At 65.8% G+C, this 12,097-nt stretch carries 12 protein-coding genes; 6 read left to right on the forward strand and 6 right to left on the reverse strand.

Annotated features, from left to right (window positions below):
* Positions 1 to 50: 50 nt before the first annotated feature.
* From JWQ90_RS26435 to JWQ90_RS26455, 5 genes are all read right to left on the reverse strand, one after another.
* The gene (locus tag JWQ90_RS26435; RefSeq protein WP_299698070.1) at positions 51 to 1,613 is read right to left on the reverse strand and encodes a DHA2 family efflux MFS transporter permease subunit; all 1,563 of its coding nucleotides are present in this window, start codon (positions 1,611 to 1,613) and stop codon (positions 51 to 53) included.
* Complete coding sequence (locus tag JWQ90_RS26440; protein WP_299698071.1) at positions 1,610 to 2,818, reverse strand: HlyD family efflux transporter periplasmic adaptor subunit; 1,209 nt, start codon at positions 2,816 to 2,818, stop codon at positions 1,610 to 1,612. Before JWQ90_RS26440 ends, JWQ90_RS26435 begins: the two co-directional genes overlap by 4 nt.
* A complete protein-coding gene (locus JWQ90_RS26445) occupies positions 2,815 to 4,314 on the reverse strand; it encodes an efflux transporter outer membrane subunit (protein WP_299698072.1) in 1,500 nt (499 codons plus the stop codon). The genes JWQ90_RS26440 and JWQ90_RS26445 overlap by 4 nt, the downstream gene beginning before the upstream one ends.
* Before the next feature lie 179 nt (positions 4,315 to 4,493).
* Entirely contained in the window at positions 4,494 to 4,964 is a 471-nt protein-coding gene (locus tag JWQ90_RS26450; protein WP_299698073.1) for a MarR family transcriptional regulator, read from the reverse strand.
* Between the two features lie 131 nt (positions 4,965 to 5,095).
* Positions 5,096 to 5,599, reverse strand: coding sequence for a hypothetical protein (locus JWQ90_RS26455; RefSeq protein WP_299698074.1), 504 nt, complete (start codon positions 5,597 to 5,599; stop codon positions 5,096 to 5,098).
* A gap of 152 nt (positions 5,600 to 5,751) precedes the next feature.
* On the opposite strand from JWQ90_RS26455, the gene JWQ90_RS26460 reads away from it, so the two are divergent.
* The 6 genes from JWQ90_RS26460 (at position 5,752) to JWQ90_RS26485 (ending at position 11,908) form a co-directional block, all read left to right on the forward strand.
* On the forward strand, positions 5,752 to 6,462 hold the full coding sequence (locus tag JWQ90_RS26460; protein WP_299698075.1) for a helix-turn-helix domain-containing protein: 711 nt from the start codon (positions 5,752 to 5,754) through the stop codon (positions 6,460 to 6,462).
* Positions 6,463 to 6,558: 96 nt separating this feature from the next.
* Complete coding sequence (locus tag JWQ90_RS26465; protein ID WP_299698076.1) at positions 6,559 to 7,860, forward strand: cytochrome P450; 1,302 nt, start codon at positions 6,559 to 6,561, stop codon at positions 7,858 to 7,860.
* 13 nt (positions 7,861 to 7,873) lie between these two features.
* The gene (locus tag JWQ90_RS26470; protein WP_299698077.1) at positions 7,874 to 8,050 is read left to right on the forward strand and encodes a rubredoxin; all 177 of its coding nucleotides are present in this window, start codon (positions 7,874 to 7,876) and stop codon (positions 8,048 to 8,050) included.
* Positions 8,051 to 8,222: 172 nt separating this feature from the next.
* Entirely contained in the window at positions 8,223 to 9,593 is a 1,371-nt protein-coding gene (locus JWQ90_RS26475) for a DUF1329 domain-containing protein (RefSeq protein ID WP_299698078.1), read from the forward strand.
* Positions 9,594 to 9,606: 13 nt separating this feature from the next.
* Entirely contained in the window at positions 9,607 to 11,118 is a 1,512-nt protein-coding gene (locus tag JWQ90_RS26480; RefSeq protein ID WP_299698079.1) for an aldehyde dehydrogenase family protein, read from the forward strand.
* 190 nt (positions 11,119 to 11,308) lie between these two features.
* A complete protein-coding gene (locus tag JWQ90_RS26485) occupies positions 11,309 to 11,908 on the forward strand; it encodes a hypothetical protein (protein ID WP_299698080.1) in 600 nt (199 codons plus the stop codon).
* 26 nt (positions 11,909 to 11,934) lie between these two features.
* Here JWQ90_RS26485 and JWQ90_RS26490 read toward each other — a convergent pair whose 3' ends face one another.
* Positions 11,935 to 12,087, reverse strand: coding sequence for a hypothetical protein (locus tag JWQ90_RS26490; protein WP_299698081.1), 153 nt, complete (start codon positions 12,085 to 12,087; stop codon positions 11,935 to 11,937).
* Between the last annotated feature and the right edge of the window lie 10 nt (positions 12,088 to 12,097).

Genomic DNA, 12,097 nt, shown 5'->3' on the forward strand with positions numbered 1-12,097 from the left:
CCCGCCCTACGGGACTGATCTTCGGGCGGGTCGAGACCCGCCGTTATGTCTCAATCCGCCGCCACCGCATGTGCGGCGCCGCGCGGTCTGCGCGTGAACCACACCAGCCCTGCAACCGCGAAGCTGATCCAGCCGCAGATCCAGAAGAAATCCAGCGCCGACATCAGATAGGCCTGGCTGCTCATCGTGCGCGTGAGCGCGCCGACCGCCTGCTGGTCGCTGAGCCCGAGATCGTTCATCGCACCGAGCGCCTGCTGCAGCCGCGGATCGTAGACGCTGGTGGCCTCGGCGAGCCGCGTCTGGTGCAGCGCCGCGTGGCGGTCCCAGAACGTGGTCACTATCGAAGTCGCGAACGCGCCGGCGGTGATGCGCAGGAAGTTCGACAGCCCGGATGCCGCCGGAATCTTCGCGTCGGGAACGCCGTCGAGCAGGATCGTCAGCATCGCGACGAAGAACATCGACATGCCGATGCCCTGCACCAGCAGCGGCATCGTGTAGCTCAGGTATCCCGCGTCGGCGGTATAGCCCGCGCGCATGAAGTACGAGATGCCGAAGATGATGAACGCGCTCATGCCGAAGATGCGCGGATCGAAGCGGCCGATGTTCTTGCCCACCAGCGGCGACAGCAGCACCGCGACCAGGCCGCTCGGCGCCGCCACCAGGCCGGCCCAGGTGGCGGTGTAGCCGAGCCAGGTCTGCATCCACAGCGGCTGCAGTACCACCGAGCCGAAGAACAGCGCGTAGCCGACGCAGAACGCGAGCACGCCGAACGCGAAGTTGCGGTTCTTGAACAGCGACAGGTCGATGATCGGGTTCTTCTCGCCGAGTTCCCAGATCATGAAGGCGACGAAGCCGACGCCGGCGACGATCGCCTCGACGACGATCGCGGTCGACGAGAACCAGTCCTGGTCCTTGCCGGTGTCGAGCATGATCTGCAGCGCGCCAACCCAGACCACGAGCAGGCTTAAGCCCACGCTGTCGATCGGGATCCTGCGCGTCGGGGTTTCGCGGCCCTTCAGACCGCTCCAGCAGATCGCGGCGCAGAACAGGCCCACCGGCACGTTGATCAAAAATATCCACGGCCAGGAATAGTTGTCGGAAATGTGGCCGCCGAGGATCGGGCCGCAGATCGGCGCGACCAGGGTCGTCATCGACCAGATCGCCAGTGCCGTGCCTTTTTTCTGCGGTGGGAAGATCGACATCAGCAGCGCCTGCGATCCGGGGATCATCGGCCCCGATACCGCGCCCTGCAGCACGCGGAACATGATCAGCGACGACAGGCTCCAGGCGACGCCGCACAGAAACGAGGCGATGGTGAACGCGAGCACCGACAGCACGAACACGCGCACCACGCCGAAGCGCTGCATCAGCCAGCCGGTCAGCGGTACCGAGATGCCGTTGGCGACCGCGAACGAGGTGATCACCCAGGTGCCCTGGTCGCTGCTGACGCCGAGGTTGCCGGAGATCGTCGGGATCGACACGTTGGCGATCGTGGTGTCGAGCACCTGCATGAAGGTGCCGACCGCGAGCGCGGTCGCGACCAGTGCGTGCGAGCCCTTGACCGGCGGTGGCGTCGTCGCTGGCGCCGCCGCGGTGCCGGCGGAGCCGCTCATGGCGCGGCGTGACCGCCGCCGGCGCCGCCCGGCAGGCCGGCGTTGTCGGCGATGATCTGCGCGATCCTGGCGTCGATCACGTTGTCATGGTCTTCGGAGATCGCGGTCCGCTGCGACTGGGCGCGCACCTGTGATGCGACCAGCGAGCCGGAGGTGTCGTGCAGATCGACTTCGGCTTTCATCGACAGGCCGACGCGCAGCGGATGCTGGGCGAGTTCGTTCGGATCGAGCGCGATGCGTACCGGCACGCGCTGCACGATCTTGATCCAGTTGCCGCTGGCGTTCTGCGCCGGCAGCAGCGCGAAGGCGCTGCCGCTGCCGGCACCCAGGCCGGCGATCTTGCCGTGATAGACCACGTCGCCGCCGTACAGATCGGCCTGCAGTTCCACCGGCTGGCCGATGCGCATGCGCGGCAGCTGCACCTCCTTGAAGTTGGCGTCGACCCAGGCCTGATCCAGCGGCACCACCGCGAGCAGCGGCGTGCCGGCAGCGATACGCGCGCCGATCTGCACGCCGCGGCGCGCGACCACGCCGGCCACCGGTGCATTGATCCTCGTGCGCTTCAGCGCCAGCGCGACTTCGCGCACCTTGCTTGCAGCCGCCAGCACCTGCGGGTTGGTTTCGATCTGCGTGCCGCTGATCTGCGCCTGCGTTGTGGTCAGGCTTTCATTGCTGACGTTGAGCGCCGCGGACAGCTGCGCGACCTGGTCCTTGGCGTGCTGCAGTTCTTCGGCCGAGACGCTGCCGTCGTTGGCCGATATCTGGCGGCGTCGCAGATCGGCCTGTGCCGCAGCCAGCGCGACCTGGCGTTCGCGGATCTGCGCTTTCAGGCCCTCGGCCTGCGAGAACACGCCGCGCACCTGGCGCACGCTGCGCGCCAGCTCGGCCTGGGCCGTCGCCATCGCCACTTCCGCGTCGGCCGGATCGAGTTCGAGCAGCGGCTGGCCGCGTTCGACATGCTGGGTGTCATCGACATGCAGCGCGATCACGGTGCCGGCGACTTCAGAGGTGATCTGCACCAGGTCGCTGGACACGTAGGCGTCGTCGGTGTGTTCGAAGAAGCGCGCATGCAGGTACCAGTACGCGGCGTAGCCGGCGAGCGCGACGATCACGATCAGCGCGACGCCGATCAGCCGTCCGCGGCGCGGGTTGCCGGGAGCAGGAGCTGCGGGCGCGCCGGCAGCGGTTTGAGAAGTCTGATTCATGAGGAAGCTCCGGAACCGGCGACGGCCGAAGAAGGTGAGGAAGGAATGGAGTTGTCGGCGGCCGCCGTGTCGGCCGGCGGCTCGAAGCTGCCGCCCAGGGTCAGCAGCAGGGTCACGCGCGCGATCACCAGGTTTGCATCAATCCCAACGGTGGCAGCGCGCAGGCCGAGCAGCTGCGTTTCGGCGTTCAGCACCGTCAGCTGCGACGTTAGGCCTGATTTGTAGCGGCTCTTGGCCAGATCGTAGGCGGCCTGGGCCGCGACCAGGCTCTGCTCGGATTCGACGCGCTGGCGCATCAGCGAATCGCCGCGGCTGAGCGCGTCGGAGACGTCGCGCACCGCGCCGAGCACGGTGTCGTTGTACTGCGAAACCGTGCCGTCGATCTCGGCCGTCGCGCCGAGGTAGCCGGCCTCGAGCCGATGCGCGTCGAAGATCGGCAGATGGATCGCCGGGCCGACGCCGTAGGCGGCGCTGTTGGAATCCAGCAGCTTGTCGAGACCCACGGCCTGGAAGCCGGCGAAGGCACGCAGGCTGATGTCCGGATAGAACGCGGCCTTGGCTGCCGCGCGATCGGCGGTTGCCGCATCGATGCGCGCCTTGGCCGCGATCACGTCGGGGCGATGTGCCAGCAGATCCATCGGCAGCGCATCGGGCAGCGGCAGCGCGGTGTCGAGTTTCAGCTGCGGGCGCTGGATCCTGTCGTACCAGTCGGCGCCGTGACCAGCCAGCGCGGCGAGGCGATGCACGGCGACATCGCGCTGGTTCTCGGCCATCAGCCGCGCCAGCCGCGCCTGCGGCACCAGCGCCTCGGCGTTCTTCACTTCCACCGCGGTGTCGAGGCCGGCATGCAAGCGGCTTTGGGCGAGCCGCAACAGCGACTCGCGCTGCGTCTGCGCGTCGGCCGCGACGTCGGCGAGCGCGTAGGCGCGATACAGGTCGACATAGGCCTGCGCGATCGAACCGGCCAGTGCCAGGCGAGCGCTGGCGCGGTCGAGTTCGGCGGCGTAGGCCTGGCTGCTGGCGGCCTGCAGCAGGCTGGCCTGGCGACCCCAGAAATCCAGATCCCAGCCCAGGTTCAGCCCCAGCTCGCCGATCCAGTACACGCCGCCACCGCCGGCGCCGATATGCAAATCCTTCGGCGGCGCGGTGTAGTTTTCGGACAGGCGCTGACGGATCTCGTTGCCGTCCAGCGTCAGCTGCGGCTGGCTGCCGGCGCCGGCTGCCAGGGCCTGCGCCTGGGCACGGCGCACGCGTGCAATCGCCTCGTCCAGGCTCGGGCTGTGCGCGAACGCCTCCTCGATCAGCGAGTCCAGCTGCGAGTCGCCGAAGCCTTTCCACCACTGCTTGTCGACGCTCATCATCCGCTGTTGCGACAGGCCGAGCTGCTGCGGGCTCACGGCAGCAACCGCGGGCGCGGTCTTGGGCACGGTGACGCAGCCGGCGGCGAGCAGCAAGGCGGCCGGTGCCAGTACCGCGGCACAGAGGTTTCGCAGCAAAGGCGCGAAGGGATGGGGGCGCGAGACAAGGCGCGAGGAGGAGTCATAGCCGTAGCTATGGCGACGACGAGCAACGCCGTATCGCGCCACCAGACCGAGCGGATTTGTTGCGAAACCTCTGTGCCGCGGTACTACAGTGGCCAGCGTCCTGGGCAGCGCGTGATACGGGAATGGGCGCATCAGGATTCTCCGCCGCCGGCATCCGCCCGGATGGTAGCGATCAGTTTGTTGAGCAGACGCGACAGCTCGTTGAATTCGGCCTTGCTGAAATCGGTGAGCGCGTCGTTGAGGCGGTCGACGATGATCGGCGTCAGTTCTGTGGTTTTCTGCAGGCCCGCCGTGGTCAGTTGCAGATACACCACGCGGCGGTCTTCCTTGCTGCGTTCGCGCGCGACGTAGCCGCGCTCCTCGAGCTGATCCAGCAGCCGCGTCAACGCGCCGGTATCGTGGCGCAACGCGCGGCACAGGTCGCTGGCGGTGACCTCCTTGCCCTCTTTCAGCCGGATCAGAACGATCCACTGCGCGAACGACAGGTCGTGCCCCAGGAAGGCTTCGGTGGCGCGGTCGAGCATCAGCGAATGGGCGACTTTCACCAGATAGCCGATGCTGCTTGCCGACCTGAAATTCGCGGTGCTGTAGTGCTTGGCCATCAGTTATTGCTGCCTAGGCAGATATTGTCCGGGCAGATACTGATCCGACAGCAACTGCCTGTCAAGATTGTTTCGGCGTGTTTCGAGCGGCTTTCCGGTGCAGCGCGGCAGTGCGCGCCGGATCGAAACGATCAGGCGTCGGCGGGCGTCGGCTCGCGCACCACGTAGAGCCGCAGCATCAGCGTCACGAACAGCACCACCCACATGCCGTTGAACACGATCACCGACTGCAGATCGGCGCCGGTGTCGCGGTAGGTGCGCACTTCCCAGACCATGTAGAACGTCATCGCGTAGGCCATCATGCCGCTCATGAAAGTCGCCAGCGCGCGATAGCCTCGATGCCGCTGCCTGCCCCGCAGAAACACGATCAGTGAGAGCAGGTAGAACCAGCCGAAGAAGTAGGTATCGAACTCGTTGATCATCTGCAGCCAGATCGGGATGTTCGCGTACAGCGGTTCCACTTTCGTGTAGCCGAGCCAGGCGCGGCCGACCCAGCTGTCGGCGCAGGGTCCGGCGGCGCCCTGCATCAGCCCGGCCCAGCCGCAGCCGAGCAGGAACATCGGCGTGTAGACGAAGGACGTGAAGCCGGCGAGCGCGAACAGCAGCATCAGGAAGCGGTCGATCCAGCGGGCCATGGCGTCTCTCTGCAGTTTGTCGTGAGCGGACAGTGCCGCAATGGCGCCGCATCAACGTCGTCCTTTTGCAGGGCGGGTCGTAAGCCGCCGTACGCAGCCACGTAGTCCGACCGGAGGATGAAATTCGGTGGCCGGTTCTCGAAACTGGCCGCATGAACCCGGACTCCGCCGACCCGATCGCCCTCAGCGCCGTGCTGCCGAACCGCGTCGGCCGTCCGCCGCGGGTGAACCTGCAGCTGATCGTCGATGCCGCGCTGGCGATCGGGCTCGACCGGGTCAGCCTGCCGATGGTCGCGGACAGGCTCGGCGTCGGCTCGTCGACGCTGTATCGCCACGTGCGCAATCGCGACGAGCTGCTGCGGCTGGCGACGGTCAAGGTCGCGCTCGAACGCCGCCTGCCAACCGGTGTCGGGCTGCACTGGTCCGAGCTGGCCGGGCGCTACGCCGAGAGCCTGTTCGAGTCGCTGGCGCGCGAGCCGCTGGTGATCCAGGAGCTGATGCGCGGCCGGCTCGGCCCGGATATCGAGGTTGATTATCTGGAGCCCTTTCTGGAGGCGATGAGCCAGCACGGCTTCGCGCCCGGCGAGGGTCTGCAGCTGTTCCGCGCGATCGGCATGCTGGCGGTCGGCGCGGCGGTCGCGGCCACCGCGCAGCAGTCGCGAGCCTCCGGCGGCGAGGAGGGTGAGGCCTTTGCACGCGCGCTCGCGGAGCGTCCCGCCGGCGCGCTGCCGCGGATCCGCGCGGCGCTGGCCGCGAATGTCGATCTGAACGCCGGTGACTGGAAGACGCTGTTGCGGCATCTGCTCAGCGGCGTGGCCGCGGCGCGCGGCGAGATCCTGCCTTGCGCCGGCGCGGTGCCGTGAATCGCGTGGGAGCGGCGCCGTTCTAGCCGGAAATCAGTGCGAAACCCGTGGCCGGGCCCGATTGCAAACGCCCGTCCCGATCACCAGGAGACCCAGATGAACCCTGTCGCCCGCTCCGCCGTTGCCGCTCCAGCCGATCCCGTCGGCGCGCGGCCGTCGAGCCGTCTCGAAATCGACGGCCGTCTGTTCAATCCGTATTCCAAGGACTTCATCCGCTCGCCCTGGGATGCCTGGGACCGCCTGGTGCGCGATTACCCGGTGTGCTGGCACAAGGACCTGCAGATGTGGGTCTGCAGCAGCCACGACGCCTGCTCGGAGATGCTGAAGGACACGCGCTTCTCGACCAACTACAAGAACTGGGAGCATGCGCCGGCGCCCAAGCCAGAGGCCGACAAGAACCATTTCGAAAAGGCGATCGACGCGGGGCTGTTCGCCGTGGAAGTGCGCGAGCACCTGCGGCTGCGCAAGCTGACGATGCCGGCGTTCTCCAAGCCGGTGATGATGAAGATCGACGCCAAGATCCGCGATCTGATCGTGACCTGCTTCGACGAGATCGGCAGTCCAGCGACTTTCGATGCGTTCGAGATGATCGCCGAGAAGCTGCCGGTGCGGTCGATCGCGCGCATGGTCGGCGTGCCCACCGACATGGAGAATTTCTTCCACGACTTTGCTGTCAACGTGGTCACTGCCACGCGCATCAACCTGCCGCTGAAACGCCGCGAGCAGGCGATCCAGGACACGCTGCCGGGGTTCCAGTATTTTCTCGATCTGATCCGGCAGCGCCGGGCCGCGCCGCATCCGGGCGACGACTTCGTCGGCAGCCTGATCTCCGCGTCCGATAACGGCGATCGCCTGGACGACTACAGTATCGTGTCGGTGATCCAGGCGGTGATCGTCGCCGGCTCGGATACCGCGACCGATCTTCACACCTACGCGCTGCAGGGCCTGCTGAAAAATCCGCAGCAGTTCGCGCTGCTGAAGCAGCAGCCGGAGCTGATGGAGAACGCGATCATCGAGCTGCTGCGCTACGGCGCGTTCGGCAAGACGCCGCAGTTCCGCTTCGCCGCGCAGGACGCCGAGTTCTGGGGTCAGCCGATCAAAAAAGGCCAGTCGATCCTGCTGAATCTGACGGCGGCCTGGGTCGACCCGCAGAAGTGGCCGAACCCGCGCCAGCTCGATATCACGCGCAAGATGGACGGCAACATCGTGTTCGGCGCCGGCGCGCATTTCTGCATCGGCACCTACCTGGTGCGGGTGCAGGGCGGCCTGATGATCCAGGAGTTCGCCCGGCGTTTCCCGAACGCGGAGCTGCTCAATGGTGACGGCGAGGTCGACTACGACTACCAGCATCACAACGCGCGGCGCATCAACAAGCTGATGATCAAGACCCATCTGTGAAAGGCGGCGATCGATGCCGACGCATCAGCGATGGATCTGCGTGATCTGCGGCTTCATCTACGACGAGGCCATCGGGATGCCCGAGCACGGCATCGGTCCGGGGCAGCGCTTCGAGGATCTGCCGGAGAACTGGATCTGCCCGGAATGCGGATCGCCGAAGTCGGCGTTCGAGGTCTACACCGGCATCTGATCGGCCGCTGAACCGGCAGGTACTTATTTCGGATGATGTGAGCTCGTCGGGGCCGATGGAGGATGCTTCCAGCAATACACCCCCTTGAATGACACAGGCCCTTGCAAGGCACGACGACGGTCCGGTCCCGGAGCGCGCTCGTTAGCCAGGCCATCGCGATTAGGAGAAGTCTATGAAGCGTCGAATCCGGTTGAGTTGGTGCCTGGCGGTGCTCGGCGCAATGTTGCTGCCGATCACCACCTCGCTCGCCAAGGTTGCCCCCGACAAGGCGGCCGAACTCGACGGCGGCAGGCTGACCTGCGGTGGCGCTGAAAAAGCCGGCAGCGCCGGCGGCGTCGCCGAATACACCGGCAAGTACGTCGGCAAGTGGCCGGGCATGAAAGGCCCGTATGGCTACGAGCCGGGCCCCTACGCCGACGAGAAGCCCAAGTTCACGATCACTGCCGCCAATATGGCGCAGTACGCCGCGAATCTGACCGAAGGCCAGAAGGTGATGCTGAAGAAGTACCCGAACTACAAGATGAACGTGTACCCGAGCCACCGCGACTTCGGCTTCCCGTCCTGGGTCTGCGATACCTCGAAGAAGAACGCAACCACGGCAGAGCTGGTCGACGACGGCCGCGGCGTCACCGGCACCGGCGGCGCGGCGGCGTTCCCGATTCCGCAGAGCGGCCTGGAAGTGATCTGGAACACCTCGACCTCGTTCCGTCCGACCACCGAGAAGGCGGTGTGCGACATCGCCAACGTCTACGCCAACGGCAGCGTCGCCTGGGGCCGCAACAAGTTCATGACCTACAACCTGATGAACGATCCGGCCAAGCGCCTGCCGCTGACCGATCGCATCAACTCTTACTTCTATACCGGGTATTCACTGCCGGAGCGCGACAAGGGTTATGTCGCCGTCGGTTTCCAGCCGAACAATTTCGCCAAGGATCACACCCAGGCTTGGCAATACCTGCCCGGCACGCGCCGCGTGCGCCAGGCGCCGGAAATCGGCTTCGACTATCCGGTGCCGCCGGCCGGCGCGCGCACCATCGACGACGACTACGGCTTCAACGGCTCGCCCGAGCGCTACACCTGGAAGCTGGTCGGCAAGAAGGAAATGTATGTCCCCTACCACGACTTCAAGATCAACGATCCGGCGCTGAAGTATTCGGACATCATCAAGCCCAGCGTGCCCAACCCCGACCACATCCGCTACGAAATGCACCGGGTCTGGGTGCTGGAGGCGACGCTGAAGGAAGGCGTGCGCCACATCTACAAGAAGCGCCAGGTCTACGTCGACGAGGACAACTGGCAGGTGGTCTGGTCCGACAACTACGACGGCCGCGATCAGCTGTGGCGGATCTCGATGGTCACCTATCACTACTCGCAGGAATCATCGAGCTTCCATCGCGGCGCCTCGTTCTACATCGATCTGACGGCCGGCGGCTACGAGGCCGGCTATCTGGTCAACGAGCGCGGCGGCGACTGGTGGCGCATCAATACGCCGATGTCGGCCTCGCTGTTCACGCCGGAAGCGGCGGGCCGCGCGGGTCATTGAGTAAGGGGTTCAGATGAATATTGCTACCGACATGCCGATGCCGACTGCGGCTATCCGCGCGACATTCGATAAGGTAAAAGCGCTGGCGCCGGCCTTGCTCGACACCACTGCCGAACAGCGCATCGCCAAGATTCAGCGCCTGATGAAGACGCTGATGAAGTACCGCGAGCAGATTTACGAGACCGGCAAGCTCGAGCGCGGCCTGTCGCCGCCGGACATGGATGGCGAGCTGGTGATGCTGAAGTTCGAAGCGGAATTCATCGCCAAGCACCTGCGGGCCTGGATGACGCCCAAGCCGGCGCCGCCGTCGCTGATGACCCTGGGCAAGAAGTGCTACGTGCGCTACGAGCCCAAGGGCACGGTGCTGGTGCTGCCGAGTTGGAACGCGCCGTACGTGATCGGCTTTCTGCCGGTGTTGGGGGCGATCGCCGGCGGCAACAGCATCATCATCAAGCCCAGCGAGCTGTCGCCGTATTCATCGGCGCTGTGCGCGAAGATCGTCGCCGAGGCCTTCCCCGACGGCGAGCTGAGCCTGATCGAAGGCGGCGCCGAAGCCGCGCAGGCACTGCTCGCCTGCCCGTTCAACCACATCTTCTACATCGGCAACAACCACGTCGGCCGCATCGTGATGAAGGCCGCGGCCGATCACTTTGCGTCGGTCACCCTGGAAATGGGCGGCAAGAATCCGAGCATCATCGACAAGAGCGCGGATGTCGAAGATGCCGCGCTGAAGACCAGCTGGGGCCGCATGTGCAACGCCGGCCAGGCCTGTATCGCGCCGGATTACGTGATGGTGCATGAGTCAGTGGCCAGGCGCTTCACCGACGCGCTGGTGCGTGAAATCGGCGCAATGTACAACCCGAGAGGCAAGGGCTTCGAGAACAACCCGGAGTTTCCGCGCATCATCAATGCGCGGCATTTCGAGCGCATCAAGGGGCTGATCGACGACGCCAGGGCCAAGGGCGCCAGGTTCGAATGCGGCGGCGAGTATCGGGCGCAGGATCGCTACATCTCGCCAAGCGTCGTCACCGGCGTGACCGAAGACATGCGATTGATGAAGGAAGAAATCTTCGGGCCAGTGATTGCAGTGGTGCCATACAAGACGCGCGAGGAGGTGATTTCGTATATCGCGGGCCGCGACAAGCCGCTGGCGCTGTATGTGTTCTCCAAGGACCGCGAGGCGACGGACTACTTCATCAAGCACACCACGTCCGGCAGCTCGGTGGTCAACCACAACGTCGTGCAGTCGGGCACCAATCCGCATCTGCCGTTCGGCGGCGTGAATTCCAGCGGCATCGGCCGCATGGTCGGGTTTGCGACATTCAACGAATGCTCGAACGCGCGCGCGATCGTCGAAGAAGGTCCGCCGCTGATGGACCCGCGCGACATGTTTCCGCCGTTGACGGACAAGTACAAGAAACAGCTGGCGGATCTGATCGGCCGGGAGAAACCGATCCCCTCGTTCGTGGTGCCGATGGTGTCGGCGGTGATCAAGTTACGGACGATGTTCTCGTCCAGGAGCTGATCAGCTGTCCGAGGGACCCCGGTGAATCGCCGCTGTAGGAGCGGGTCATACCCGCGACTGTGCCGGTGAAGTCCCAGTCGCGGGTATGACCCGCTCCTACAGGCAGCGGTCAGCACGCCGACGCATCGCTCACTTCCGATTCAGACGGCGCGCTGCATCCTCACGCCGGAATCCAAACGGGATACGGTTCATGAAGCACGCCACAAGGCTGTGGGCATCACTGTGGGCATCGTCGCTGCTGCTGCTCGCCTGCAGCATTCCCTTGGCACTAGCTGCGCCGATGCCGCCGCCAGCGCCGGGCTGGATCACCGCCGGGTCCGCGCCGGCCGACTATGACTTCGGCACCGACACCACGCAGGCCGTGCAGGGCACGAGCAGCGCCTACATCAAGGCCAAGGCGGCGACGGCCGGCGGCTTCGGCACAATGATGCAGACGATCTCGGCCGACCACTATCGCGGCAAGCGGGTGCAGCTGTCGGCGATGCTGAAGACGCAGGACGCGCGGCGTGCGCAGATGTGGATGCGGGTCGACGGTGCTCCGGGCGGCAAACCGCTGGCCTTCGACAACATGGACGAGCGGCCGCTAGTCGGCAGCGCTGACTGGACGCGCTGCGAAATCGTGCTCGACGTGCCGGCCGAAGCGCAGGCGATCGCGTTCGGCTTCTTTTTGAGCGGCACCGGCAAAGTCTGGGCCGACTCGTTCGCGCTCGACGTGGTGACCGCGACTCAGCCGGCGACTGGCGCCGCCATCACGCTACCGGCCGAGCCGGTGAATCCGGGTTTCGAATAGCGCCAATAGCGCCGCCTCGAATGGCGCTAATGCGTGCTGGTATCCGCGGCAGAGGAATGTGACGAGCTGCCCTGCGCGACGGTTACCGATCCACCGGTTGGCCGCGACAGATCCGCTGCGCTCTGCAGGCCCAGCAGAATCAGCGTTGCGGCGGCGATGGCGATCAGGATCGGTTTCATGATGGTGTGC

The organism is Hydrocarboniphaga sp., from assembly GCF_028291725.1.
In the GTDB taxonomy this organism is placed as follows: Bacteria; Pseudomonadota; Gammaproteobacteria; order Nevskiales; family Nevskiaceae; genus Hydrocarboniphaga.